Origin of the sequence: Sphingobium sp. IP1 (assembly GCF_002708645.1) — a bacterium.
In the GTDB taxonomy this organism is placed as follows: domain Bacteria; phylum Pseudomonadota; class Alphaproteobacteria; order Sphingomonadales; family Sphingomonadaceae; genus Sphingobium; species Sphingobium yanoikuyae.
This window is the reverse complement of the sequence record NZ_NOIW01000078.1, coordinates 1-25,854: the sequence shown is the minus strand read 5'-3', so window position 1 is coordinate 25,854 and position 25,854 is coordinate 1. Positions and strand designations below refer to the sequence as shown.

The following is a 25,854-nucleotide window of genomic DNA, read 5'->3' as shown; positions in this document are numbered from 1 at the left end:
CTGCTGGAAGCCGACGTGGCGCTGCCCGTGGTTCGCCAGTTCGTCGATCAGGCGACCGAAAAGGCTGTCGGCAGCGATGTGCTGCGGTCGATCACGCCCGGCCAGATGGTCGTCAAGATCGTCTCCGACACGCTGACCGAGACGCTGGGCGCCGAAACCAGCGACCTGCTGATCGACGTGACCCCGCCCGCCGTCATCATGATGGTCGGCCTGCAGGGTTCGGGCAAGACGACCTCGACCGCGAAGATCGCCAAGCGCCTGAAGGACAAGGAGCGCAAGAAGGTGCTGATGGCGTCGCTCGACGTCCAGCGCCCGGCCGCGCAGGAACAGCTTGCCGTCCTTGGCACCCAGATCGATGTCGCGACCCTGCCGATCGTCGCCGGCCAGCAGCCGGTCGAGATTGCCAAGCGCGCGCTGCAGTCGGCCAAGCTGCAGGGCTTCGACGTGGTCATGCTCGACACCGCCGGCCGACTGCATGTCGACCAAGCGCTGATGGACGAGATGAAGGCGGTTGCCGACGTCGCCAATCCGGCGGAAATCCTGCTGGTGGTCGACTCGCTGACCGGCCAGGACGCCGTCAATGTCGCGACCAGCTTTACCGCGCAGGTTCCGCTGACCGGCGTCGTGCTGACCCGCATGGACGGCGATGCCCGTGGCGGCGCCGCGCTGTCGATGCGCGCGGTCACCGGCCGTCCGATCAAGTTCGCCGGCACCGGTGAAAAGCTGGACGCCCTTGAGCCCTTCCATCCGGCCCGTGTTGCCCAGCGCATCCTGGGCATGGGCGACGTCGTCAGCCTGGTCGAGAAGGCCGCCGAGACGATCGACGCCGAGGAAGCCGACAAGCTGGCCAAGAAGATGGCCAAGGGTCAGTTCGACATGAACGACCTGCGCAGCCAGCTCAACCAGATGCGCCGCATGGGCGGTCTGGGCGCGCTGGCTGGCATGCTGCCGGGCCTCAAGAAGGCGCAGGCGGCGATGGCCAATAGCGGCGCCAACGACAAGACGCTGCTGCATCTGGACGCGATGATCGGGTCGATGACCCCCAAGGAGCGCGAGAAGCCCGCGCTGATCAACGCCAAGCGCAAGATCCGTATCGCCAAGGGCGCCGGCCGCACCGTGCAGGACGTCAACCGTCTCCTGAAAATGCATCAGGAAATGGAATCGGCGATGAAGAAGATCCGCAAGATGGGCGGCCTCAAGGGGCTGGCCAAGATGTTCACCGGCGGTGGCATGGGTGGATTGGGCGGCCTGGGTGGACCGGGCGGCGCGGATGGGCAGGGCGGTCCGCCCGACCTGTCGGGTCTGGGTGGCCTTGGTGGCCTGGGCGGCAACATGCCCAAGCTTCCGCCCGGCTTTCAGAATTTCATGAAGAAATAAGCAATTTCCGTAATTTGGTTTGAATAGAAAGGTCTAGTTCCATGGCAACCTCCATCCGTCTGTCGCGCGGCGGCTCCAAGAAGCGCCCCTATTACCGCATCGTCGTGGCCGACAGCCGCGCCCCGCGTGACGGCAAGTTCATCGAGCGCATCGGCAGCTACAACCCCGTCCTGCCCAAGGGCGACGAAAAGCGCGTCATCATCGACGTCGAGCGTGCGAAGCACTGGGTTGCCGCCGGCGCCCAGGCGACCGACCGCGTTGCCCGCTTCCTGGACGCCGCCGGCGTGAAGGAGCGCGCTGCCCGCAACAACCCGAAGAAGGCAGAGCCGGGCCAGAAGGCCAAGGACCGCGCTGAAGACCGCGCTGCCAAAGCTGCCGAGGCTGAAGAAGCTGCGCGCGAAGCCACTGCCGCTGCCGCCGCTCCGGCCGCTGAAGAAGCCGCTCCCGCCGAGGAAGCTGCTGCCGAGCAGGCCGAGGGCTGATCCTCTTGACCGACAAGCCCGTCACCCTGGCCGCGATCATCGGTGCCCATGGCGTGGCGGGCGAAGTCCGTCTGAAGCTGTTTGGCGAAGGGGCCGAGGCCCTGAAAAGCTACAAGAGCTTCGATGCGGCGGGGCGCACATTGACGTTGAAGTCGGTGCGCCCCGGCCCCAATGGCGCGGTGGCCCGCTTTGCCGAGATCGGCGATCGCGGCGCGGCCGAAGCCCTGCGCGGCACGGCGCTGACCGTCCCGCGTTCCGCCCTGCCGGCCTTGCCCGAGGGCGAATATTATCATGCCGACCTGGTCGGCCTTCCCTGCACCAGCAGCACCGGCGAGATGCTGGGCGAGATCATCGCGGTCGAGAATTTCGGCGCCGGTGACATCATCGAGGTGCAGCGTCCGTCGATCGAGGGCAAGCCCGGCAAGCGCTTCATGGCGCCGATGCATGTGGTGGTGCTGAGCGAGGACGGCGCCGTGATTGACGCGGCTTTTACCGAATAGTATATACGCTCCGTATATACGGAGCTTCTCCATGGGCGAAGAATATCGGGCCAAGGTCTTCAAGTCGGGCAACAGCCTGGCCTTGCGGCTGCCCAAGAGCCTGGGGCTGAATGACGGCGAGGAAGTCGTCATGATACCGCATGCCGATGGCAGTTTTTCCTTCTGGAAGCAGGGTCAGCAGCGCGACATCCTTTTGTCCCTGTTCGGCAGCATGTCGGCGGGCTTCATGGCGGAAGGGCGCGGCGATATCGATCAGGGGGATCGCGATTGGACCGGGCCGGCGTCGTCTGCGGCATGACGCAGGTCGCTTATCTGCTCGACACCAATATTTGCATCGATTTCCTGCTCGGACGGAGTGCCCGTCTGGCCGAGCGGATGGCGGCCGAGTTCGATCGCCTGTCGGTTTCCGCTGTCACTGCTGCCGAATTGCGGGTCGGCAATCGCGGCTCGAGCGATCCGGTCGGCGACCTGCGGCGCGTCGATACATTTCTGGCGCTGCTGAATATCTTGCCGTTCGATGATGCGGCGGCGCACACCTATGCCGAGATGGTGCGCCTGGTGGGGGTGCGTCGTCGGGGGGTCGATCGGTTGATCGGAGCGCAGGCGATGGCGTCGGCCATGGTGCTGGTGACGCGCAACGAAAAGGATTTCGCCGATATTCCCGGCCTGACAGTGGAGGATTGGAGCGCATGATGACCATGGCTGTGCGCATGGTGGCCCTGTCGGGACTTCTGTCCATCCTGTCTGCGCCGGCGGTTGCTGCCGATGCCAGGAAGATCGATGCTGCCATCCCGGAGATCGACCGTCTCTTTGCCGATTTCCAGGTCGATAGCCATGCGCCGGGCATGGTCTATGGCATCGTCGCCGATGGCAGGCTGGTCCATGTGAAGGGCTTTGGCGCGCAGGATCTGGTGCAGAAGCGGCCGGTGACGGCCGACAGCCTGTTCCGCATCGCATCCATGACCAAGGCGTTCACGGCGCTGTCGATCCTGAAGCTGCGCGAAGAGGGCAAGCTCTCGCTTGACGATCTGGCCGAGGCTTATGTGCCGGAAATGCGCGGCTGGACCTATGCGACCAAGGATAGTCCGCGAATCCGCATCCGCGACCTGCTGACGCACAGCGCGGGCTTTGTCGACGATAATCCCTGGGGCGACCGGCAGACGCCGCTGCCCGACGCGGACTTCACCCGGATGCTGGAGCAGGGCGTGCCGATGAGCAGTGCGCCGGCGACCCATTATGAATATTCCAACTTCGGCTATGCGCTGCTGGGGCGGATCATCGCCAATGTCTCGGGCATGCCCTACCGCCGCTATGTCGAGCAGAGCCTGTTGACGCCGCTGGGCATGGCGTCGAGCGGCTATCAGCTGAGCGAATGGCCGGTTGCGCGGCGCTCGCTCGGCTATCGCTGGGAAGATGGGCGCTGGAAGCGCGAGTCCGACATGGCCGACGGCGCCTTTGGCGCGATGGGCGGGCTGCAGACCAGTGCCAATGACTATGCCCGCTGGGTGGCCTTCCTGCTGTCGGCCTGGCCGCCGCGCGACGATGCGGAGAGCGGCCCGGTCAGCCGGGCGTCGGTGCGGATGCTGGCGGAGGGCAGCAATTTCATGAGCGTCGCCCAGCGCAACGGCAAGAGCGGGGCGACCGCCTGCCGCCAGGCGGCGGCCTATGGCTTTGCCATGCGGATCGCGCAGGATTGCGACCTGGGGCTGACCCTGTCCCATGGCGGCGGCTATCCCGGCTATGGCAGCCATGTGATGCTGATGCCGGATTATGGCGTGGGCATCTTCGTCTTCACCAATCGCACCTATAATGGCGGGGCGGGTGCCGCCTGGGATGCGGCGATGCTGTTGCACAAGGCGGGGGCGCTGATCGCGCGGGACGTGCCGGTCAGTCCGCTGCTGGCGCAGGGCTATGCCGCGGCGGGGCGCATCTATGCCTCGGGCGATGTGGTGGCCGCCCGCGACAATCTGGCGATGAATTTCCTGATGGACGCCGATGCGGTGCATTGGGGCAAGCGCCTGGCGGCGCTGAGGGGAGAGGTCGGTAACTGCGCGGTCGATGCACCGCTGAGCGCGACCGGGAATCTGTCGGGCAAGTTCACCTGGACCTGCGAGAAGGGGCGGGTGGCGGGTAGCCTGCTGCTGGCGCCGACCGCCGACGCGGAAATCCAGGAACTGAAGCTGGAGGTCAAGGCGCCCTGAGCGCGGCGCGATCGACAGTTCCCCCTGCGGCGAAAATGCTCTAGGCGCGCAGCCATGGCGCAAATTTTGACCGCAATCTATCTGCTGATGATGCTGGCCGGGGGCTGGCGGCTGTTCGGCCTTGGCTGGCCGCTCTGGGTGAAGGGGCTGGTGGCGATCGGGTTGGTCTGTCCCCTGCCGCTGCTGGTGCTGCTGCCGGGCATGCTGCATCCCGAACGCCCCTTTGCCGACATGCTGCGGATGATCGGCTTCGTGATGATGGGCTGCGGTGCGCTCTGCCTGGTTGGCGGCCTGTCTGCTGCCCGGCTGCGGGCGCGCCGGCGATGAGCTTTGCGGCCCAGATCCTGACCCTCTATCCCGAGATGTTTCCGGGCCCCCTGGGCGTGTCGTTGGCCGGGCGGGCGCTGGCCGAGGGGAAATGGTCGTGCGACCCGATCCAGATGCGAAGCTTTGCGACCGACAAGCATCGCACCGTCGACGACACGCCGGCCGGGGGCGGCGCGGGCATGGTGCTGAAGCCCGACATATTGGCGCGCGGTATCGACCATGCGCTGGCGCAGCGGCCCGACCTGCCGATCCTGGCGATGACGCCGCGCGGCAAGCCGATCACGCAGGCGCGGATCAGGGCGCTGGCGGACGGTCCCGGCGTGACCTTGCTGTGCGGGCGGTTCGAGGGCTTTGACGAGCGGATTTTCGACGCCCGGCCGATCGAGCAGATATCGATGGGCGACATCATCCTGTCCGGCGGGGAAATGGGTGCGCTGATGCTGCTGGATGCTTGCATCCGCCTGCTTCCCGGTGTAATGGGCGCCGCTTCCAGCGGTGTCGAGGAATCCTTTGAAACGGGGTTGCTCGAATATCCGCATTATACCCGACCGGTCGAATGGGAGGGGCGCAGGATTCCCGAAGTGTTGCGATCGGGGGATCATGCGAAGATCGCCGCCTGGCGGAAACAACAGGCGGAGGCAGATACACGGCTAAGGCGGCCGGACCTTTGGGAACGCCATATCGGTGTTCGGGACCAGTCGCCCTCTGGTGCGCAACGCGAAAATAAGGACTGAGTTACATGAACTTGATCCAGCAGATCGAGGCCGAAAACATTGCCGCCCTGGCGAAGGAAATCCCCGATTTCCGTCCCGGTGACACCCTGCGCGTCGGCGTGAAGGTTGTCGAAGGCGAGCGCAGCCGCGTCCAGAACTATGAAGGCGTCTGCATTGCCCGTTCCAACAAGGGCATGGGCAGCAACTTCACCGTTCGCAAGATTTCGTTCGGCGAAGGCGTGGAGCGCGTGTTCCCGCTCTACTCGCCCAACCTCGATTCGATCACCGTCGTTCGTCGCGGTGTCGTGCGTCGTGCCAAGCTCTATTATCTGCGTGGCCGCACCGGCAAGCGCGCTCGTATCGCCGAGCGCCGCGATACCCGCACCGAAGGTTGATCCTTCAAAACTGTCCTTGACAGTTGTAAAAATGAAACAGGCGGTGGCCCCCGGGGCCGCCGCCTTTTTCTTTGTGTTACAATGATTTGACACGGTGTTTTACGGCATGAATTATTGCGCTTGCGAACAAATTTTTGCGGCCGCCCAATGGGCCATTTCGCAGTCGATGCAATTATGCCAGCCTCATATTTCCAGATGTTACTGAGTGAAACGCACTGAAATTTCCAATTTCAGGAACGGATAGTTGCGTCCATTCCGATCTCATCCGGCAACAAGAAGAGGGGGGTGTCGAAAGGTCTCTAAAAAAAGAAATAGGGGGCTTTTTGATGAAGTATCAGGGTCTGTTTTCATGCAGTGCGATTGCCATTGCACTGTCCTATTCCATGCCTGTTCTTGCGCAGGATGTTGCGCCCCAGGCGGCCGCAGCGGAAACGCCCGGCCAGACGATCATCGTCACCGGCACGCGGCGTACCGACCGTACCGTCGCCGAATCGCCGACGCCGATCGATGTCTATTCCGGCGAGGAACTGCAGAAGCAGGGCGTTGCCGACATGAACCAGGTGATCCAGAACCTGGTCCCGTCCTTCTCGGTGGCGCGCTATGCCATTGGCGACGGCTCCTCCTTCGTCCGGCCGCCCAACCTGCGCGGGCTGGCGCCCGACCAGACGCTGGTGATGGTGAACGGCAAGCGCATGCACCGTTCCGCGCTGGTCCAGATCGGTGCGAACGCCCAGTCCGCTGGCGCCCATTCGGCCGACCTTGCGCAGATTCCGGCGATTGCGGTGCGCAGCGTCGAAGTGCTGCGCGACGGCGCTTCGGCCCAATATGGTTCCGACGCGATCGCCGGCGTCATCAACATGGCGCTGCGCGACGATACCGACGGCATTTCGGGCTATGCCCGCTATGGCCAATATTATCGCGGCGATGGCGAGGATTATCAGGTCGCGCTGAACGGCGGTTTCAAGCTGGGCGACAATGGCTTCATCAACATCAGCGGCGAATATGTGAACGCCGGCAAGACCAGCCGCGGCGTCACCCGACCCGGCGCGCTGGAACTGTCGCAGGAGCAGCCCGACATCGGCGTGCCCAAGCTGGCGCAGCGCTATGGCAATCCGAAGATGGAATCCTATCGCTTCTTCGTGAATGGCGGGTTCGACCTGGGCGACGAAAGCAGCATCTACTTCTTTGGCAATTACGGCCACAGCTTCCAAGAAGAGAGCTTCAACTATCGTCAGTCGGTCAATTCCGCCAATTTCGGCCTGAACGGCATCTTCAACGACTATTTCACCGATTTCGACAACACGACGCCGGGCATCCAGACCGGCGCGGCGGGCGGCAATGTCTATGCGCCCAACGGCTATGACCCCACGACGCGGGATTATACGCAGGTGTCGGATTGCTCCGATCCGCTGGCGCAGAACTGGAGCTGCGTCTATTCGGGCGGCTTCACGCCGATCTTCTTCGGCAAGATCGACGATATTTCGGGCACCGTCGGCTATAAGGGCACGCTCGGCTTTGGCCTGAACTATGACCTGTCGGGCAGCTATGGCCAGTCGACGCTGAAATATACGATGAACGGCACGATGAACCCGTCGCTGGGCATCACCTCGCCGACCGAATTCTATCTCGGCAAGCTGGAACAGCGCGAAACGCTGTTCAATGCGGACTTCAGCTATCCCTGGGAAGTCGGGCTGGCGAGCCCGATCACGATCGCCTTTGGCGGGCAATATTTCCGGGAATCCTATGAGCTGGGCCTGGGCGACGCGGCCTCCTATGCGATCGGGCCCTATACCGGGAACCTGGTCTTCCATCAGGATGGCACGCCGGTGTTGAACGCGGACGGCAGCCAGCTCTCGGTCGCGCTGCCGGTCGGCGCCAATGGCTTCCCCGGCTATGGTCCGGCGATCGCGGGGGAGAGCAGCCGCAATTCCAAGGGCCTCTATATCGACGTGGAAGGCGACATCACCGAAGCCTTCTCGCTGGGTTTTGCGGGCCGCTACGAGCATCTGTCCGACTTCGGCAATTCGACCACGGGCAAGGTGTCGGCACGCTACGCCATCGTGCCGGATGTGTTCGCGGTTCGCGGCACGCTGTCGACCGGCTTCCGTGCGCCGACGCCGGGCCAGACCAACACCAGCAGCATCGCGACCACCTTCAATCCGGGCAATCCCAACGCGATCGAGTTCATGACGCTGCCGGTCGCCAGCCCGGTCGCCCAATATCTGGGCGCGGTGCCGCTGAAGCCGGAAGAGTCGGTCAGCTTCTCGGCCGGTACGGTGTTCACGCCGGCCCCCGGCGCGTCGCTGACGATCGACTATTACAACATCAAGGTGAAGGACCGCATCGGCACCACCGGATCGCGGGTGATCACCGACGATCAGCGACCCGAACTTCAGGCGCTGGGCCTGGCCAACTATGCCACGGTCAACGAGGTGCAGTTCCTGACCAATGCCTTCGATACCCGGACCCAGGGTGTCGACGTGGTCGGCAGCTATCGCTTCTCGACCGACAGCATGGGGACGTTCAACACCACGCTGGCCTTCAACTACAACAAGACGAAGGTCATCCGCGTCGGGCTGGACCCCGATACCGGATCGCCGATCATCAGCGACACGCGCATCATGCAGTTGCAGAATACGCTGCCCAAGACGCGCGTGATCCTGACCGAGAACTGGACCAGCGGCGCGCTGTCGGTGCTCGGCCGGGCGAACTGGTATGGCAAGTACAAGGTCTATGATGACGGCACTGGTGCGAACGGCGAAAGCTATGTCAATCAGGGCTTTGGCAGCGAGTTCGTGTTCGATCTGGAAGTCAGCTATCAGCTCAATGACAATTTTACGCTGAGTGCCGGCGCGCAGAACCTGTTCAGCAATTATCCCGACAAATATGACAATCGCGCCGGCGGGCTGGGGCCGGTCTATGCGTCGACGGGTGGTCGCTTCACCGGTGACATCTATCCCGACGTATCGCCCTTCGGCTTCAACGGCGGTTTCTGGTATGCGAAGGTCGGATTCAAGTTCTGATCCCGCATCATCATGATCCGATCGGCCGGTCCCTTGCGGGGCCGGCCGATTTCGTTGCAGGAGGGGTCATGTCCTTGACCAACCGCCTGGCGACCGCCGCCGACGAACCCGCTTTGTCCACCCTGATGACGCTGGCCATCGAGCAATTGCAGTCGGCCTATCTGACCGCTGCGCAGGTGCAGGCCAGCCATGGCTTCATGGGGCTGGACCGGCGGCTGATCGGTGACCGGACCTATTTCGTGGTGGAGGCGGATGGCGCGATCGCCGGATGTGGCGGATGGAGCCGCCGGGCGACCGCCTATGGCGGCGACCACACGGCCGGGCGCGACGACCGCATGCTCGATCCCGCGACCGAGGCGGCGAAGGTGCGGGCGATGTACACCCATCCCGACCATGTCCGCAAAGGGGTCGGCACGACCATCCTGGCGCTGTGCGAGATCGCCGCGCGGCAAGAGGGCTTTGCCGCGCTGGAATTGTCGGCGACGATGGCCGGCGTGCCGCTCTATCGCAGCTTCGGGTTCATCGATGTCCGCCCGTTCGAGGATAGCGGCGTGCCGATGATCCTGATGCGCAAGGCAATCTGATTCAGGTGCGGCTGGTCCACCACAGGCCAGCCAGGCTGATGAGCGCGGCGGCCGACATATAGAGGCCGACGAGCGCGACGCCCTGCATGCCGATCAGCCAGGTCGCGACGATCGGCGCCAGCGCGCCGCCCAATATGCCGCCCAGATTGAAGGCGAAGGACGCGCCGGTATAGCGCAGCTGGGTCGGAAAGAGGGCGGGCAGATAGGCGCCGAGCGGGCCGTAGATGAAGCCCATCACGAACAGGGCGAGGCTGAGCGCGACGAAGATCGGCAACAGCGCCGCGGTGCCGATCAGCGGGCCGAAGACGATGCCCATCAGCAATGTGCCGGCACAGCCCCAGGCGAGGACGCGGGTCGGGCTGCTCCTGTCCGACCACCAGCCGGCGATCACGATGCTGAGCGCCATGAACATGATCGCGCCAAGCTGGATCGCGAGGAAGATTTCCCGGTCGATCTTGAGCGCGGTGGTGCCATAGCCCAGCGCAAAGGCGGTCGCGATATAATAGACGGCGAAGCAGGCGGCGCAGGCGAAGGTGCCGGCGATGGCCGCGCCCAGATGGGTCGAGAGCAGGGTCGCAAGCGGCACGGCGGGCGGCGGTGCTTCCTGCTGCGCCGCGGCAAATTCGGGCGTCTCGGTGAGCTTGAGGCGGACCCAGAGGCCGAGGATCACCAGGACCGAACTGCCCAGGAACGGCAGGCGCCAGCCCCAGGCGAAGAATTCCGCATCGGTCAGGAAGGCGCCGAGCAGCAGGAACAGGCCGTTGGCGGCGATGAAGCCGACCGGGGCGCCCAGTTGCGGGAACATGCCGAAGCGGGCGCGCCAGCCCTCAGGCGCATTCTCGACCGCCAGCAGCGCCGCGCCGCCCCATTCGCCGCCCAGGCCAAAGCCCTGGCCGAAGCGCAGCACGCACAAGATCAGCGGCGCCCAGAAGCCGATCATGAGATAGGTCGGCAGGAAGCCGATCAGGAGGGTACAGCCGCCCATCAGCATCAGCGAGGTGACGAGCGTCGCCTTGCGCCCGATGCGGTCGCCATAATGGCCGAATACGGCGGCGCCGAGCGGTCGGGCGAGGAAGGCGAGAGCGAGGCTGCCATAGGAAGCCATCAACTGCGCCGAGGGCGAGGAGGCCGGGAAGAAGAGCGAGGGGAAGATCAGGCTGGCGGCGGTGGCATAGATGTAGAAGTCGTAAAATTCGACCGCCGTGCCGATGAGGCTCGCTGCCAGCACCCGCTTATGCAGCCACATTGCGCCCATGCCGCTCGTCTGTGTCATAGCCCCCATCCTTCTCAATCCCTTCGCGCCGCCATCCTCCCCTGCAAGGGGAGGGGGACCATTTGCCTGGCAAATGGTGGAGGGGTGTTACCGCGCGCGATAGGGTGACACCCCTCCGTCAGGGCTTCGCCCTGCCACCTCCCCTTGCAGGGGAGGATGATGACATTTGCCTCTATTTCCGTCGTTTCTGGTTCAGCAGCTCATAGGCCATGACCGCCGTCGCGACCGCTGCGTTGAGGCTGTCGGCCTTGCCAAGCATCGGCATCTTCACCAGCTGGTCGCATTCGGCCTCATAGCTTTCGGGCAGCCCCTGCGCCTCATTGCCGACCAGCAGGAAGCTGGGGCTCTGATAATTGGGTTCCTGATAATCCTGGGGCGCTTTCAGGCTGGTGCCGATCAGTTCGCCCGGCCCCTGGCGCAGCCAGTGCATGAATTCGCCCCAGCGTGCCTGGGTGATCGACTGGGTAAACAGGGCACCCATGCTGGCGCGTACCGATTCGACCGAGAAGGGGTCGACGCAATCGTCGATCAGGATGAGGCCGCCGGCACCGACCGCGTCGCCAGTGCGTAATATGGTGCCGAGATTGCCGGGGTCGCGCAGCGACTGGGCGACGATCCAGATGTCGGCGGTGTTGCGATCGAGCTTCTCCAGCGGGGTCAGCCGGTCGCGATAGACGCCGACCACGGCCTGGGCATTATCCTTGCCGCTGATCTTGGACAGGATATCGGGCGTGGTTTCGATCACGTCGCCGCCGTCCGCCTCGATCGCGTCGATCAGGTCGAGCGCGAGCGGGTGGGTGGAGCCGGCATGGAAGAGCATTTCGGGCAGCACGCCTTCCTCGCGCGCTTCGGTCAGGATGCGCAGCCCTTCGGCAAGGAACAGCCCTTCGGCCTTGCGATATTTCTTTTCGCGCAGCGAGCGCACGCGCTTGACCAGCGGATTGGAAAAACCGGTGATTTCGCGTGCCACGTTCTGCGTCCTGCCTTCTGGTCCGCGACCAGTGCGGACGAAGCGGCCTCTCTATCGAGGGAATGGGGAAAAGGACAGTCTTTCGGTGTCAGTCGGGCTGGGCGGCGTCCATTTTCGCGATGGCCACGCGATTGCGGCCGCCATGCTTGGCCGCGTAGAGGGCGATGTCGGCGGCGGCGAGCCAGGCGTCGCTGCTGATCCGGTCGGGCCCGATCTCGGCAATGCCGAAGCTGGCGGTGACGCGCAGCGGCGGGATATGGGCGATTTCCAGCGCGGCGATGGCATCGCAGAAACGCTGGGCGGCCGCTCCGGCCTGCGCTGCATTGCTTTCGGGGAGCAGCACGCCGAACTCCTCCCCGCCAAGCCGGCCCAATATGTCGTTCGGGCGCTTGGTCCGGTCGCAGCAGGCGGCGACCTCGCGGATCACGACATCGCCGGCGGGGTGGCCGTGGGTGTCATTGACCCGCTTGAAATGGTCGATGTCGAACAGCAACAGGCTGGCCGGACGCGCATAGCGGCGGAAGAGGGCGATATGCTTGTCCATCTCCGCCACGAAGGCGCGGCGGGTGAGGGTGCCGCTCAGATGGTCGCGCTCGGCAATGCGGCGCAGTTCCAGTTGCTCCACCACCAGTGCGCCGAGATTTTCGAGGATGGCGATCTGGCCGGGATCAAATTCGCGCGGCACGGTATCGATCGCGCAGAGGGTGCCGACATTATAGCCGTCGGGCGTCGCCAGCGGGACGCCGGCATAGCTGCGGATGTTGGGATCGCCGGTGACCAGCGGATTGCTGCTGAACCGCTGGTCGGAACAGGCATCGGGGACGACCATCGGCACGCGGTCGCGGATGGTGTGGTTGCAGAAGGCGATGTCGCGCGGGGTTTCGGTCGCGTCGATGCCGGTGCGCGACTTGAACCATTGGCGATCGCCGTCGATCAGCGACACGACCGACATCGGCACGCCCAAGATCGACCGGACAAGCTGGGTGATGCGATCAAAGGCGGGCTCGGGCGGCGTGTCGAGAATTTCATAGCGCCCGAGCGCGGCCAGGCGGGCGGCTTCGTCGTTCAATTTCGTGTCGAGCATGGCGCCTATCCACTTGAACCGGTGGCGAATGCTGCCTCCCGATCAGCGGTCGCCCTATGTCGCAAGATGGGGCGGCGGGGCCGTGACGTCAATGTCGGGATGGGAACCCGTCGCGGCAACGCGGCCGCTGGTCGCGCCTATTCCTCGCCGAACTTGTCTTCGACCAGGGCGACGAGCTGGTGCAGGCTGTCATGCGCGTCGGGGCCGGCAGCGCTGATGGTGATGCTGTCGCCCATGGCGGCGCCGAGCATCATCAGGCCCATGATCGATGTGCCGGTGACTTCGCTGCCATCCTTGCTGACGGTGATCTGGGCGGGCAGGCCGCTGGCCAGGGTCACGAATTTCGCGCTGGCGCGAGCGTGGAGGCCGCGCTTGTTGCTGATCCTGACTTCCCGGCTGATATCATTCATGAGGTGCTGCCCAGCAATTCCGATGCGACGCTGATATATTTCTGGCCTGCTTCGCGGGCAGCGGCGACGGCGGCGCGCACGTCCATCACCTTGCGGGCGCTTTCCAGGCGGATGAGCATGGGCAGGTTGATGCCCGCGATCACCTCGATCTCGCCGGCCTTGAGCAGCGAGATGGCGAGGTTGGACGGGGTGCCGCCGAACAGGTCGGTCAGCAGGATGACGCCGGCGCCGTCATTGACGCGCGCGACCGCCGCCGCGATGTCCGCGCGGCGCAATTCCATGTCATCTTCCGGCCCGATGCAGATCGTTTCGATCTGCTGTTGCGGTCCCACGACATGTTCCATGGCCACGACGAATTCCGTCGCAAGCGACCCATGGGTGACGAGTACGAGTCCGATCATCTGCTTCCGCGGCCCACCTTTGTCATGATATTGCTTTCGGGCCTCCCGGTCTGCGCTTCTCCAGACTGTCCTGGGGCGCTGATTCCATATTGCGGTGCGAGACGGTGGGCGAAAAGCCCGCATCTTGCAAGTATCTAGCGACATGTTCGGCGACATGGACCGAGCGATGGCGCCCGCCGGTGCAGCCGAAAGCCACGGTAATATAGGTTTTGCCGGCTTCGGCGTAGCGCGGCAGCAGGGTCGTCAGCAGATCCTGGATCTTGCCCAGCGCCTCCTGATAGGCCGGGTCGGCCTGGATATAGGCGGCGACATCGGCGTCGAGGCCGGTCTTGGGACGCAAATCCTCGTCCCAGAAGGGGTTACGCAGGAAGCGCATGTCGAACATCAGGTCGACATTGCGCGGCACGCCGCGCGAATAGCCGAAGGAGAGGATGGTCAGCACCGGGTCGGAGAGCTGTTCGCGGGCGAAGCGGGCGCGCATTTCCTGCTGCAGCGCATTGGTCGACAGGCTGGTGGTGTCGATCAGCTGGGCCGACCAGCGACGCAGCGGTTCGGTCAGTTCGCGTTCGCGGGCGATGCCGTCGGCGGCCGGGCGATCCTGCGCCAGCGGGTGGCGGCGACGGGTTTCGGCATAGCGGCGCTCCAGCTCGGCGCCCGAGCAGTCGAGGAACAATGTCTCGATATCATGGCCATGGCGTTCGCGCAGCGCCTTGATCCGCTGGACGATGGCATTGGCGTCGAAGCCGCGGGTGCGTGCGTCGATGCCGAGCGCCAGCGGCCGGTCATCCTCGCCGCCATGACCGGCGGGCAGGGGCGTGTCGAGCAGGCGATCGAGCAGCACCAGCGGCAGATTGTCCACCACTTCCCAGCCCATATCCTCCAGCGTCTTGAGCGCCGTGGTCTTGCCGGCGCCCGACAGGCCGGAGACGAGCAGGATGGTCTTGGGCGCGCTATCGCTCATGTCTTGCCCAGGGCCTTGAGCGCGAGTTCGACCTTGATCGGGGCGGACGCCTCATGCGCGACGACGGCGACCAGCGGAATTTCGACCCCGGCGATGGTGCGGGTGGCAGCGTGCATCGGCATGCGTTCGACCGTTTCGGCCAGATCGACGATCAGCGCGACCGGCGAATCGCCGACATGGGGCACGGGCACGATGCCGATGCCGCGCACTTCCATCTTGCCGCTGATGGTTTCGGGGGCGGTGGCGATCAGCCGGCCGTCGACCCGCTTGAGCAGGGTATAATCGTCGGAAACCAGCGTCGCACCGCGATCGATCAGGCGCAGGGCGAGGTCGGACTTGCCCATGCCGCTGGCGCCATACAGCAGCACCGAGCGTCCCTCAATCGCGACGGTCGTTGCGTGAAGCGTCTCTGATGAAAGTGCCCGCACCATGTTCCCCTGCCTTCCTGCTTCTAGCCCCAGTTCGCCGCGTTGGAAATCGAATTGCGTCGATTCACGCGACATCGCAGCGGCACATTGTGGCCAGCAGGAATGAACAGCTTATTGCTTTCATTCGGACATTATGCCGGGGTCGCGTTCCACGGCCATGGGCAGGCGGACGATGAAGCGGGCGCCGCTCAGCCTGTCCTCGCGGTCGGCGATGCTGATCTTGCCCTGATGCCCCTCGACGATCGAGCGGGCGATGGCGAGGCCGAGACCCGAATGCTTGCCGAACGCCTCGCCTTCCGGGCGGACGCTGTGGAAACGGCGGAAGACATGCTCGCGCTCGCCCTCGGGCACGCCGGGGCCTTCATCCTCGACGCTGACCAGCACTTCATTGTCGGCGACGGTGGCGATGATCTGGACCAGCCCGTCGTCGGGCGAGAAGGAAATGGCATTGTCGATCAGATTGTCGAGCACGCGCACGATCCGCTGTTCCTCGCCCAGGACGACGGCGACTTCCTTGCGCGGGCGGGCGAAGGCGAGACGGATGCCGCGTGGCACGCCGCGTGCTTCGCGCGCCAGCACCATGCGTTCGATCAGCAGGCCAAGGTCGATCGGCTCGAACCGGGTGCGGGACAATTGGGCGTCGATGCGGGAGGCTTCGGCGATGTCGGTGACGAGCCGGTCGAGCCGGCGGACATCATCCTGCGCGATCGCCATCAACTGGTCGCGCAGGTCCGGCCGGTCCACCCGTTCGAGCGAATCGAGTGCAGATCGGAGCGAGGCGATCGGGTTCTTAAGTTCATGGCTGACGTCGGCGGCGAAGGCGTCGGTCGCGTCGATCCGCTGGCGCAGCGCATGGCTCATGTCCGACAGGGCGCGGGCGAGCATGCCGATCTCGTCGCGGCGCTCGGGCAGGCGGGGCACGGTGACTTCACGCGCGCGGCCGAGGCGAACGCGCACGGCGGCACGGGCCAGGCGCTGGAGCGGCTGGACGATGGTGCGGGCGAGGAACAGCGACAGCAGTACAGAGGCGAGGACGGCGGCAGCCAGCACGATGCCCAGGCGCAGCCGTTCGGCGCGGACGATGCGGGTGATGTCGCGCGCATTTTCGGTCGCGAGCAGGCCCGAACCGTCGCGCACCGCGACGGCGGCCGAGATCATGAAGGTGCGGTCGGGCGCATAGCGGTTCATCGCCTGGGGCTGGCGCGTCTTGGCGGCCAGCACCAGTTCGGGCCAGGCGCTGGCGCGATCGACGGCGGGTTCCTCGAAATTGGGCGGGCGATCGGCGGAGACGACGCGGTCGACCGCCTTGTCGAGGAAGCGGGCGACATGGCGCTGCCATTCCTCTTCCGAGGGCAGGCGCAGCCGATAGCGCGGCGCATCCATGGCGAAACTGTCGGCCATCAGATTGCCGGCCGCGTCATAGCGGCGCACCCGGTCGCCGGTCTGGCGCGCATAGGCGGCGATCAGCGCATTCTGCCGGTCGGCAGGCGCATTTTCCAGGCCGATGGCGAGCAGCTTCAGCTCGCGCGCCGACTGTTCCAGCCGATCGTCGACGATCCGCGTGCGATAGCTGTCCAGATAGAAGAAGCCGCCCGCCAGCAGGGCCAGCGCGAAGACATTGACCGCCAGGATGCGCGGGGTGAGGCTCAGTCGCCCCGACCAGCGCACCGCGAGCGGCGCGTCCTCATTCTTCGGAGAAGCGGTATCCGGCGCCATAGAGCGTGTCGATTGCGTTGAAGTCAGGGTCTACCTCTCGGAATTTGCGACGCAGCCGCTTGATATGGCTGTCGATCGTGCGGTCGTCGACATAGACGTCGTCCTGATAGGCGGCGTCCATGAGCTGGTTGCGGTTCTTCACCACGCCGGGCCGTGCAGCCAGGGTTTCCAGGATCAGGAATTCGGTGACGGTCAGCGTCACATCCTTGCCGTCCCATTTCACCCGGTGGCGGGGCGGGTCCATCTCCAGCCGGCCGCGCACGATCGGATCGGATGGCGGCTCGTCGGCGGCTTCGGGCGTGCGGCTGATCTCTGCGCGGCGCAGGATGGCGCGGATGCGCGCGATCAGCAGCCGCTGCGAGAAGGGCTTGGAGATATAATCGTCCGCGCCCATGGCCAGACCCAGAGCCTCATCCAGCTCGTCCGCCTTGGAGGTGAGGAAGATGACCGGCATCTGGCTCTTTTCGCGCAGGCGGCGCAGCAGTTCCAGCCCGTCCATCTGCGGCATCTTGATGTCGAACACGCCCAGATCGGCCGGATTGTCGGTCAGCGCCTTCAGCGCGGCTTCCGGGTCGGTGTAGATGCGCGTGACGAACCCTTCGGTCTGCAGCGCGATCGACACCGACGTCAGGATATTCTTGTCATCATCCACCAGCGCGATGGTTGCGGTCATGCTGCGTCCCGGAACGTCATGATAAAATGGGTGAAGGCATCCAGCGTTAGACGATGGCCGCCGGGCCTGCAAGGAAGGGGCGTTGCAATTGTTGCTGCGACCCGTGCGTCGTTTTTCGGGACGGGCTGTGGTTCGCCCCTATTTGACGGCCGTGGCGCAAAGCCCTATGCCGGTAGGGCTTGAAGGGGAGGATGTCCGCGCGACAAGGATCGCGGCGCTCCCGGACGGGCCGGTCGCATAAAAAGACAAGCGACTAAGGGACTTTTTACATCAGGAGCTAAGGCGTGCAGGCCAAATCCTCAATCACCCTGGTCGACCAGGGCATCTCCACCCATGCCACCCAGTATTGGAACCTCGGCACTGCGCCGCTGGTCGAGGCCGCGCTTGCCAATGGCGAGGGCATTTTGGCCAAGGACGGCCCGCTGGTCGTCAAGACCGGCAAGCATACCGGCCGCAGCGCCAGCGACAAGTTCATCGTCCAGGATGCCGAGACGCAGGACACCGTCTGGTGGGGCAAGACCAATGTGCCGATGACGCCGGCGCATTTCGCCGCGCTGAAGGAGGATTTCTTCAAGGCGCTGGGCGAGAAGGACAAGCTCTATGTCGCGGACCTCTATGGCGGGTCGCAGCCCGAATATCGGGTCAATGTGCGCGTCATCAACGAGTTCGCCTGGCATAACCTGTTCATCCGCACCCTGCTGGTGCGGCCCGAGGCGCAGGCGCTGGCCGACTTCGCGCCCGAATATACCATCATCGACCTGCCGACCTTCGTCGCCGATCCGGCCCGCCATGGCTGCCGCAGCGAGACGGTGATCGCGGTCAACTTCACCGAGAAGCTGATCCTGATCGGCGGCACCCGCTATGCCGGCGAGATGAAGAAGTCGGTGTTCGGCATCCTCAATTATCTGCTGCCGACCAAGGGCGTGATGCCGATGCACTGTTCGGCCAATATCGGCCCGAATGGCGACACCGCGGTCTTCTTCGGCCTGAGCGGCACCGGCAAGACGACGCTGTCGGCGGACGCCAGCCGCACCCTGATCGGCGATGACGAGCATGGCTGGTCGGACCAGGCGGTCTTCAATTTCGAGGGCGGCTGCTATGCCAAGATGATCAACCTGTCGGCCGAGGCCGAGCCGGAGATCTTCGCCACCACCAAGCGGTTCGGCACGGTGCTGGAAAATGTCGTGATCGACGAGGAAAGCCGCGAGATCGATCTGGACGACAACTCGCTGGCGGAGAATAGCCGCGGTTCCTACCCGATCGACTTCATCCCGAACACGTCGGAGAAGAATCTGGGGCCGGTGCCCAAGAACATCATCTTCCTGACCGCCGACGCCTATGGCGTGCTGCCGCCGATCGCGCGGCTGACCCCGGAACAGGCGATGTATCACTTCCTGTCCGGTTACACCGCGCGCGTCGCGGGCACCGAGATCGGCGTAACCGAGCCGACCGCCACCTTCTCGACCTGCTTCGGCGCACCCTTCATGCCGCGCCACCCCAGCGTCTATGGCAATCTGCTGAAAGAGCGGATCAACAAGGGCGGGGTCACCTGCTGGCTGGTCAATACCGGCTGGGCCGGTGGCAAGGCGACCATGCCGGGGATCAAGCGCATGCCGATCAAGGTGACGCGCGCGCTGCTCAACGCCGCGCTCGACGGCAGCCTGAACAGCGCCGAATTCCGCACCGATCCCAATTTCGGGTTCGAGGTGCCGGTGGCGGTCAATGGCGTCGACAGCCAGATCCTCGATCCGCGCGCGATGTGGGCGGACAAGGACGGCTATGACGCGACCGCGGCGACGCTGGTGAAGGCCTTTGTCGACAATTTCGCCCAGTTCGAGGAGCATGTTGACGATGGCGTGCGCAGCGCGGCGCTGACGGCGGCCTGAATGGGCGCCTGATCGGACGCAGCATTATAGTGAAGGGGCCGGGGCGGAAACGCTCCGGCTCTTTTGCTTTTGGCGGGGGCGCGGCGGTGCTATGCTGTCCGCCTATCATGGCAGCGGAGATTAGCATGGGCATGTTCGACAATCTGATGGGTAATCTGGGCGGGCTGGAAGCGATCGCGCAGAAGGTCGGGCTGGAGCCGGAACAGATGCAGGGCCTGCTGAACGAGATCGGCGCCAAGATCGGCAGCGGCGAGACCAGCGTGTCGGCGCTGGCCGAGACGGCGGCCGAGCATGGCGTGTCGGCGGATGCGCTGCAGCAGTTGCTGGGCCAGTTTGGCGGACCGGAGGCGATTTTGGGCCAACTCGGCGGCTTCCTGGACCGCGATGGCGACGGCAATCCGCTCAACGAGCTGAGCGGCCTGGCCAAGGGGCTGTTCGGCTGAACAGGTTGCGGCGCGGGCCGGCAAAGCCGGCCCTTGGTTGCCCCCAAGTTTTTTTGGCCTTGCCTTCGCGATGCGGTGGGGCCATTTGCGGACTACACCATTATTGCGAATGATCCGCAACTAGCGCCGCCCGATCATGGCGGCGCCGACGAAATGCAAGGATAAGGTCTTGACCGACGTGACGATCGAAAAGCCGGTTCTGGAACCCACCGGCGCGCTTTCCGTGGAAACCGTGCTGTCGGTGAAGCACTGGAACGAGCATCTGTTCAGCTTCCGCATCACCCGCCCGGCAAGCTTCCGCTTCCGCTCGGGCGAGTTCATCATGATCGGCCTGAAGGGCGACAATGGCAAGCCGCTGCTGCGCGCCTACTCGATCGCCAGCCCCGCCTGGGACGAGGAAATCGAATTCCTGTCGATCAAGGTGCAGGACGGTCCGCTGACCAGCAAGCTGCAGAAGATCGAGCCGGGCGACCAGATTTATCTCGGCCGCAAGCCGACCGGCACGCTGGTGACCGACGCGCTGCTGCCGGGCAAGCGGCTGTTCATGCTGTCGACCGGCACCGGCCTGGCGCCGTTCCTGAGCCTGCCGCGCGACCCGGACGTGTATGAGTTCTACGAGCAGGTCGTGGTGGTGCATTCGGTGCGCCGCGTCAGCGACCTCGCCTTCCGCGAAGAGATGGAAGGCAAGTGGGCCGAAGACCCGCTGGTGTCGGAGCAGGCCGCCGGCCAGTTCCATTATGTGCCGACCGTGACGCGCGAAGAATTCCCCAACAATGAGCGCATCGACAAGCTGGTCGAGAGCGGCAAGCTGTTCGAGGGGATTCCGGGCGCGGCCAAGTTCGACCCCGAAACCGACCGGATCATGATGTGCGGCAGCATGGAGATGATCAAGCAGTTCGCGGCCTATTTCGAGGAGCAGGGCTTCACCGAAGGCTCCAACGCGGCGCCGGGTCAGTTCGTGATTGAAAGAGCCTTTGTCGGTTGAAGCAGACCGAAAGCGAATAGGAAAGGGCCGGGGGAGCGATCCTCCGGCCCTTTTTTCGTTCTATCCCCCTCCCTTTCAAGGGAGGGGCTAGGGGTGGGTGGCGAGCGGAGCGAGCCTCCTTCGGAGGCTACCCACCCCCCGGCCCCTCCCTGAAAGGGAGGGGAGATAAGCCGTTACGCGCCCTTCCTCTGGGCGACATAGGCGTCGACATTTTTCGCCAGCACGGTCATCGGCACGCCGCCGCCCTTGACCACGGCGTCGTTGAACAGGCGGAAGTCGAACTTGTCGCCCAGCGCCTGTTGCGCCATTCCGCGCAGACGGACGATTTCGCCATGGCCGACCTTGTAGCCGCAGGCCTGGCCCGGCCAGGCGCAATAACGGTCGACCTCGCCCTGCACATCCTCGACCGTGGAGCCGTTGGTGGTGGCGAACCAGTGGATGGCCTGCTCGCGGGTCCAGCGCTTGGCATGAAGGCCGGTGTCGACCACCAGGCGGCAGCAGCGATAGGCGATCGACTGGAGATAGCCCAGCCGCCCGGCAACATCGCCATCATAGGCGCCCAGCTCGTCGCCCAGCTGCTCGGCATAGAGCGCCCAGCCTTCGCTATAGGCGTTGAAGGCGAGCAGCGAGCGGATCAGCGGCAGCTTGTAGGTATATTCGCCCTGCCAGATATGGCCTGGAATCCCCTCATGATAGCAGAGGGTTGGCAGCGCATAGCGCGGCCAGATGCTGGTATCGCGCAGGTTGATATAATAATTGCCCGGCACGCTGCCGTCGATCGTGCCCGCGCCGGCATAGGCGCCCGGCGCCCCGGCCTCGATCTCCACCGGCACCCGCTTCACCACCAGCTTGGCCGGCACCAGGGTCGCGAAGGCGCGGGGCAGGCGGGTGCGGATGTCGGCGAGGCGCCCGTCGATATAGGAGAGGATCTGCTGGCGACCCGTGTCGTCATTGGGGAAGAGGTAGCGCGGAACCTTGCCCATCGCCGTCATCCGCTCGCCCACGGTCCCCTTGGTCATGCCGAGGGATTTCAAGAGCCGGTCCATTTCCGACTGGAGGGCTTTGAGCTGTTCCTGGCCCAGCGCATGGACTTCGTCGGGCGACATGGTGGTGGTGGTGCCGGCCCGCAGCGCCCAGGCATAATAGGCATCGCCCTGCGGCAATTTCCACACGCCCGCATCCATGGTCGCGGTGGCGCGCTGGCGGGTGAGTTCGGCGGCCTGGCGGGCGAGGGCGGGGGCGATGGCGGTGCGGGTGATCTGCTGCGCCTTGGCGGCATAATCGCCCTGCATGTCTTTGGTGCGGCGCGCGATCGAGGCGACCGGCACCCACTGGTCGATCGGCTGGCCCTGCACTGCCTTCATCTGGCCCAGCGTCTTGTCGAGCAGGAAGGCGGGGGCGACGACGCCGATGCCGGCGTCATGGCGGAGCCGCTCGGTCTCGCCGTCGAGATTGGCGGCATATTGGGTGAGGCGTTCGAGATAGGCGTCGGCGTCGGCCGGGGTGGCGATGGCGTGATTGGCGTCGAGGAAATCGGGCGTCTCGATGAAGGCGCCGGTATTCTGGGCGACGGCATAGGGCGCGTTGCGATAGGACCAGTTGCTGTTCATCATCGCCATGTCGCCAAAGGGGAAGGCGAAGCCGGTATCGGCCAGTTCATGGGCGGCGCGCACCACCTCCACATCGGTGCGGGTGGCGGGCGACAGGGCGTCGAGATCGACGGCACGCAGCTGGGCCAGACGATCCTTCACATGGGCGGCGATCCGCGCCTGGCCGGCCGGGCTCTTGTCGCCAAGGCGCGCTTTGAGCGGCGCGCGGGCGCCGGTGTCGAGGCCAAGGCCACTCGCGGTTTCGGGGGCATCGGCCAGCATCGCCTCGGCCATGCCGGCGAGCAGCGCTTCGGCACGGGCGTCGGCTGTCGTTGCCTGCGCCAGGGCGCGGGCGGGGAGCGCGGACAAAGCGAGGGCGGAGGAGCCGGCGACGAGGAAATCGCGGCGGGAGGTCGTCATGGCGAAAAGGGTCTCCGTAGGAATTCACGCGGCTGGCGCGATTTCCGAGTCATCCGGCGGGGCGCCGGGTTGGAAATCGCTCTCTTAACTTCGCATATTTCCCGCACATTTCGACATCTTATTTCCTACCCGCGACAGATCATAATAATCGGGCGAGGCTGCCAAGGTCGATCTCCGGCGCGCTGATCGAGAGTTCCGCGACCAGTTCGCGCAGGGCGATGCGCTGGCGATGGGGCATGGCGGCGCGGGCACCGCTGCGCTCGGCACAGATGGTGCGCATCGCCGCCAGCATCACCCGATTGTCGGGCGCGCGGCGATGGCCGACCGCCACGCCGCGCCGGACGATGGGGCGGACCTGCGCGCAGCGGGTCAGCGCGATCGCCTGGGCGCGGGCGGCGTCCAGCCCCATCTCCAGCGCCCAGTCCCAGGCGGCGGCAAAACTCTCCGCCCCCTGTTTCTGCCGCAGCTGATAGGCCGAGCGCGGTGAACAGCCGACGCTGCGCGCCGCCTGCGCCACCACGCCGCAGCGCGCCAGCATGTCGATAAAGGCCCGCTGCGCGGCCGGCGACCAGCCCGACGCGCGCCGGCGCAGCATCGGGACGGAGGTGAAGTGGAGAAGGGGCATGTCGGTCATGCCGGCGAGGCTATCATGGGGCGGGAGGTGTAGGACAGAAGAAGTTTAATCCGTGAGCATGTTTACGAAATCTAGTGGATCGTTAAAATAATTTCTATAAGCGCTTCTTAGCTGTGCTGGTTCTCCTGTAACGTAAACCGCATTAATACTATTCGATTCAGCTTCAATATCATTTGCTCTCGCGATGGCATCCTGAGCGTTGCTGAAAACTTCAACTTCTAGCCTGTAATCTCCGTAATCGTCTAAAACAATGTTTAGAACATTGTGCTTTTTCAATTTTTGAAATTGATCAAATTGGCGCATTGCTCCGAGTCTTTGAAGTATTGATAGTTTATTTTCTAATCGAGAAAACTTATCTTGAAGTTGTTTGTCCGAGAGGTTTAAAAAGGCTTTTTTGATATTTTCATATCTTCTAGCAATTATTTCGCTTGCCATGGCGAAAAAGGCCCCTCGGTCATCCTCGGCAAATCCAAATTTGGTTCTCTGTCGATCTAAGATGTCAGATATCTCAAGGGCGGTTGCCCAAGCGTGCTGGGCTCGGGATCGATATTGCACTTCAACCATTAGGCCCTGCCATGGCTCGGACCGGTCATCGCCTAGGCGGTGTGGGCGGGGATGGTGTAGGAAAACATCGTGTATTCCACGGTATCCAGTTACTTTTGGATGCTCAATATAGTTATATTTTTCACGATCAACGTGCTTTAGTCTGTGATTAACGTTGTCAAGAATTTTTTCTGAAAGTATAAATTCCCTAAAATCATTCAGATCATCTATGTTATTAAATATTAGCCTACAACCTGCAAAATCATGCATTGAGGTTACATCTTGAATTAGAGGCTTTCCGTCTGGTCTTTTTCGGCGTAATTTATCAATGACGGTGTTGCGTCGTTTTAGGCGCTGCCCAAATTCTGCATGTATTCCAGAATTGTCAATTTTATTTCTGAACCACACTTTGAATGTATTGATGGCGTAGCCGTGGGCGGCGCGCCATTGATCCACTAATGCTATGTGATTTTGGTCATTGGAGCCTCCGGCAATGGCCTTTCCGGCTGCTTTGACGGCAGATTTGGGGATTGGAGGTACAGGAAATGCCATTGCAGTCTTCCAATGCTGAATTCATTTTCAGCCATAATGCAAAATTGAGCAAATGATGCACGCCTTATTTCAGACGTATAAAGCTCTCAGAAATATATTTTTGGATTGGGCTGTAATATTTTTTGGTATATCATCACCCCGCTCTGCGACAGGAAGGTGCGGCGATGGCGCGCAACACATCGGTGACGATCGGCGATCATTTTACCCGCTTCATCAGCGATCAGGTGCAGACCGGTCGCTATGGATCGGCGAGCGATGTCGTGCGGGCGGGGCTGCGCTTGCTGGAAGAGCGTGAGGCGCAGGTGCAGGTGTTGCAGGCGGCGCTGATCGCCGGGGAGGAATCGGGCGCTGCGATGCCGTTCGATTTCGAGGCGTTCAAGGCGGCCAAGCGCGGCGGCTGAGGCGAGCGTGGCGGTGAAGCGGCTGCTTTTTACGCCGGCGGCGCAGGCCGACCTGTCCGATATCTGGGACTATAGCGCGGCGACCTGGGACGTGGATCAGGCTGACCTCTATATCGACGCGATCCGCGATGTGTGTCTGGCATTGGCGGATGGGCGGCGGCCGGGGCTGCCGGTCGATGTGCGGCCCGGCTATCGCAAGGCGCCAGCGGGATCGCACATGATCTATTATCGCGACGGGGGCGATCATCTGGCCATTGTCCGTGTCCTGCATGGGCGGCAGGATACGGGGCGGCATTTGGCCTGAGGGAGCGGTCGCTCCGTTCGTTGTGGTGCGCGCGTGGCGCTTCGATCGCGGGCGCGTGCCGAATGGATCCCGGATCAAGTCCGAGATGACGGCAGTTTTTGGGGCTGGCGTGGGGTCAGGTGCCCTCCACCCACAGCACCGCGCCCTCGGCGCCGGTCACGCGCACCCGCGCGCCCGCTTCGCTGTCCGGGCCGCGGGCGGTCCAGACGCTGTCGCCGACCTTGACCCGGCCTTCGCCGCCGCGGATCGGCTCTACGACGGTCACCAGTTCGCCGATCAGGCGGGCGGTGCGGTCGTTGAGATTGGGGTCGGTCGAGGGCACCGGATTGTCCACATACCAGCGCCGCCCGGCCCAGACCGAGGCGACCGAGAGCGCGGCGAAGATCAGCAGCTGGAGCGGAATGCCGATCGGCAGCGCCAGCGCGGCGAGGCCGGTGATGGCGGCGGCGATCGCGATCCAGATCAGGAAGACGCCGGGGATCAGCACCTCCGCAATGGCCAGCAGCGCGGCGAAGACCAGCCAGGCCCAACGATCCTGGAGCAGGGTGAGCCAGTCGTTCATGGGGTGGTCCTGTGGTT

At 64.1% G+C, this 25,854-nt stretch carries 29 protein-coding genes; 16 read left to right on the top strand and 13 right to left on the bottom strand.

Annotated elements, in window-relative coordinates; all coding sequences use genetic code 11:
• The 11 genes from ffh to CG471_RS21430 all read left to right on the top strand — a co-directional run.
• A partial coding sequence (gene ffh, locus CG471_RS21480; protein ID WP_099233666.1) for a signal recognition particle protein occupies positions 1-1,377 on the top strand: 1,377 nt, incomplete at its 5' end.
• A 41-nt stretch (positions 1,378-1,418) separates the two neighbouring features.
• The gene (rpsP, locus tag CG471_RS21475) at positions 1,419-1,859 is read left to right on the top strand and encodes a 30S ribosomal protein S16 (RefSeq protein ID WP_099233664.1); all 441 of its coding nucleotides are present in this window, start codon (positions 1,419-1,421) and stop codon (positions 1,857-1,859) included.
• A gap of 5 nt (positions 1,860-1,864) precedes the next feature.
• Positions 1,865-2,359 (top strand): ribosome maturation factor RimM, encoded by a 495-nt coding sequence (gene rimM / locus CG471_RS21470; RefSeq protein WP_099233662.1) that lies wholly within the window; start codon positions 1,865-1,867, stop codon positions 2,357-2,359.
• A 31-nt stretch (positions 2,360-2,390) separates the two neighbouring features.
• The gene (locus tag CG471_RS21465) at positions 2,391-2,657 is read left to right on the top strand and encodes an antitoxin (protein ID WP_004208096.1); all 267 of its coding nucleotides are present in this window, start codon (positions 2,391-2,393) and stop codon (positions 2,655-2,657) included.
• Positions 2,627-3,052 carry a type II toxin-antitoxin system VapC family toxin gene (locus tag CG471_RS21460; RefSeq protein ID WP_099233660.1) on the top strand — a complete coding sequence of 142 codons (426 nt, stop codon included), beginning with the start codon at positions 2,627-2,629 and terminating at the stop codon, positions 3,050-3,052. The genes CG471_RS21465 and CG471_RS21460 overlap by 31 nt, the downstream gene beginning before the upstream one ends.
• The gene (locus CG471_RS21455) at positions 3,049-4,560 is read left to right on the top strand and encodes a serine hydrolase (protein ID WP_099233658.1); all 1,512 of its coding nucleotides are present in this window, start codon (positions 3,049-3,051) and stop codon (positions 4,558-4,560) included. The genes CG471_RS21460 and CG471_RS21455 overlap by 4 nt, the downstream gene beginning before the upstream one ends.
• 54 nt (positions 4,561-4,614) lie before the next feature.
• A complete protein-coding gene (locus CG471_RS21450; RefSeq protein WP_004208093.1) occupies positions 4,615-4,887 on the top strand; it encodes a hypothetical protein in 273 nt (90 codons plus the stop codon).
• A complete protein-coding gene (gene trmD, locus CG471_RS21445; protein WP_099233656.1) occupies positions 4,884-5,621 on the top strand; it encodes a tRNA (guanosine(37)-N1)-methyltransferase TrmD in 738 nt (245 codons plus the stop codon). The genes CG471_RS21450 and trmD overlap by 4 nt, the downstream gene beginning before the upstream one ends.
• 5 nt (positions 5,622-5,626) lie before the next feature.
• Positions 5,627-5,995, top strand: a complete 369-nt coding sequence (gene rplS, locus CG471_RS21440) for a 50S ribosomal protein L19 (protein WP_004208091.1) — start codon at positions 5,627-5,629, stop codon at positions 5,993-5,995.
• Between the two features lie 326 nt (positions 5,996-6,321).
• Positions 6,322-9,018, top strand: a complete 2,697-nt coding sequence (locus CG471_RS21435; protein WP_099233654.1) for a TonB-dependent siderophore receptor — start codon at positions 6,322-6,324, stop codon at positions 9,016-9,018.
• A 68-nt stretch (positions 9,019-9,086) separates the two neighbouring features.
• Entirely contained in the window at positions 9,087-9,602 is a 516-nt protein-coding gene (locus tag CG471_RS21430; RefSeq protein WP_099233652.1) for a GNAT family N-acetyltransferase, read from the top strand.
• Between the two features lies 1 nt (position 9,603).
• On the opposite strand, the gene CG471_RS21425 is transcribed toward CG471_RS21430, so the two are convergent.
• From CG471_RS21425 to CG471_RS21385, 9 genes are all read right to left on the bottom strand, one after another.
• On the bottom strand, positions 9,604-10,875 hold the full coding sequence (locus CG471_RS21425) for an MFS transporter (protein WP_099233650.1): 1,272 nt from the start codon (positions 10,873-10,875) through the stop codon (positions 9,604-9,606).
• Positions 10,876-11,047: 172 nt separating this feature from the next.
• Positions 11,048-11,845: an RNA methyltransferase gene (locus CG471_RS21420; RefSeq protein ID WP_099233648.1), complete on the bottom strand. Its 798-nt coding sequence runs from the start codon at positions 11,843-11,845 to the stop codon at positions 11,048-11,050.
• 88 nt (positions 11,846-11,933) lie between these two features.
• Complete coding sequence (locus CG471_RS21415) at positions 11,934-12,929, bottom strand: sensor domain-containing diguanylate cyclase (RefSeq protein ID WP_099233646.1); 996 nt, start codon at positions 12,927-12,929, stop codon at positions 11,934-11,936.
• A gap of 137 nt (positions 12,930-13,066) precedes the next feature.
• Complete coding sequence (locus CG471_RS21410) at positions 13,067-13,339, bottom strand: HPr family phosphocarrier protein (RefSeq protein WP_004208085.1); 273 nt, start codon at positions 13,337-13,339, stop codon at positions 13,067-13,069.
• Positions 13,336-13,740 (bottom strand): PTS sugar transporter subunit IIA, encoded by a 405-nt coding sequence (locus CG471_RS21405; protein WP_004208084.1) that lies wholly within the window; start codon positions 13,738-13,740, stop codon positions 13,336-13,338. The genes CG471_RS21410 and CG471_RS21405 overlap by 4 nt, the downstream gene beginning before the upstream one ends.
• 22 nt (positions 13,741-13,762) lie before the next feature.
• The gene (gene rapZ / locus CG471_RS21400) at positions 13,763-14,701 is read right to left on the bottom strand and encodes an RNase adapter RapZ (protein WP_004208083.1); all 939 of its coding nucleotides are present in this window, start codon (positions 14,699-14,701) and stop codon (positions 13,763-13,765) included.
• Positions 14,698-15,132: an HPr kinase/phosphorylase gene (locus CG471_RS21395; RefSeq protein ID WP_004208082.1), complete on the bottom strand. Its 435-nt coding sequence runs from the start codon at positions 15,130-15,132 to the stop codon at positions 14,698-14,700. Before CG471_RS21395 ends, rapZ begins: the two co-directional genes overlap by 4 nt.
• Positions 15,133-15,249: 117 nt before the next feature.
• Positions 15,250-16,845 (bottom strand): HAMP domain-containing histidine kinase, encoded by a 1,596-nt coding sequence (locus CG471_RS21390; protein WP_004208081.1) that lies wholly within the window; start codon positions 16,843-16,845, stop codon positions 15,250-15,252.
• Positions 16,814-17,518, bottom strand: a complete 705-nt coding sequence (locus CG471_RS21385; RefSeq protein WP_004208080.1) for a response regulator transcription factor — start codon at positions 17,516-17,518, stop codon at positions 16,814-16,816. The genes CG471_RS21390 and CG471_RS21385 overlap by 32 nt, the downstream gene beginning before the upstream one ends.
• Positions 17,519-17,802: 284 nt before the next feature.
• Between CG471_RS21385 and CG471_RS21380 the strand changes: the two genes are divergently transcribed.
• The 3 genes from CG471_RS21380 (at position 17,803) to CG471_RS21370 (ending at position 20,832) form a co-directional block, all read left to right on the top strand.
• Complete coding sequence (locus CG471_RS21380) at positions 17,803-19,404, top strand: phosphoenolpyruvate carboxykinase (RefSeq protein ID WP_099233644.1); 1,602 nt, start codon at positions 17,803-17,805, stop codon at positions 19,402-19,404.
• Between the two features lie 125 nt (positions 19,405-19,529).
• On the top strand, positions 19,530-19,847 hold the full coding sequence (locus CG471_RS21375) for a hypothetical protein (RefSeq protein ID WP_004208078.1): 318 nt from the start codon (positions 19,530-19,532) through the stop codon (positions 19,845-19,847).
• 136 nt (positions 19,848-19,983) lie between these two features.
• The gene (locus CG471_RS21370) at positions 19,984-20,832 is read left to right on the top strand and encodes a ferredoxin--NADP reductase (RefSeq protein ID WP_037517339.1); all 849 of its coding nucleotides are present in this window, start codon (positions 19,984-19,986) and stop codon (positions 20,830-20,832) included.
• Between the two features lie 173 nt (positions 20,833-21,005).
• On the opposite strand, the gene CG471_RS21365 is transcribed toward CG471_RS21370, so the two are convergent.
• The 3 genes from CG471_RS21365 to CG471_RS21355 form a co-directional block, all read right to left on the bottom strand.
• Positions 21,006-22,841 (bottom strand): DUF885 family protein, encoded by a 1,836-nt coding sequence (locus CG471_RS21365; RefSeq protein WP_099233643.1) that lies wholly within the window; start codon positions 22,839-22,841, stop codon positions 21,006-21,008.
• Between the two features lie 139 nt (positions 22,842-22,980).
• On the bottom strand, positions 22,981-23,475 hold the full coding sequence (locus CG471_RS21360; RefSeq protein ID WP_099233642.1) for a hypothetical protein: 495 nt from the start codon (positions 23,473-23,475) through the stop codon (positions 22,981-22,983).
• Between the two features lie 45 nt (positions 23,476-23,520).
• On the bottom strand, positions 23,521-24,570 hold the full coding sequence (locus tag CG471_RS21355) for a RelA/SpoT domain-containing protein (RefSeq protein WP_099233641.1): 1,050 nt from the start codon (positions 24,568-24,570) through the stop codon (positions 23,521-23,523).
• A 164-nt stretch (positions 24,571-24,734) separates the two neighbouring features.
• On the opposite strand from CG471_RS21355, the gene CG471_RS21350 reads away from it, so the two are divergent.
• Together CG471_RS21350 and CG471_RS21345 are read left to right on the top strand one after the other, a co-directional pair.
• A complete protein-coding gene (locus CG471_RS21350) occupies positions 24,735-24,971 on the top strand; it encodes a type II toxin-antitoxin system ParD family antitoxin (protein ID WP_099233640.1) in 237 nt (78 codons plus the stop codon).
• A 13-nt stretch (positions 24,972-24,984) separates the two neighbouring features.
• A complete protein-coding gene (locus CG471_RS21345) occupies positions 24,985-25,275 on the top strand; it encodes a type II toxin-antitoxin system RelE/ParE family toxin (RefSeq protein WP_099233668.1) in 291 nt (96 codons plus the stop codon).
• A 115-nt stretch (positions 25,276-25,390) separates the two neighbouring features.
• Here the strand turns inward: CG471_RS21345 and CG471_RS21340 are convergent, their stop codons facing one another.
• Positions 25,391-25,837, bottom strand: a complete 447-nt coding sequence (locus tag CG471_RS21340) for an NfeD family protein (RefSeq protein WP_099233639.1) — start codon at positions 25,835-25,837, stop codon at positions 25,391-25,393.
• Positions 25,838-25,854 lie beyond the last annotated feature (17 nt).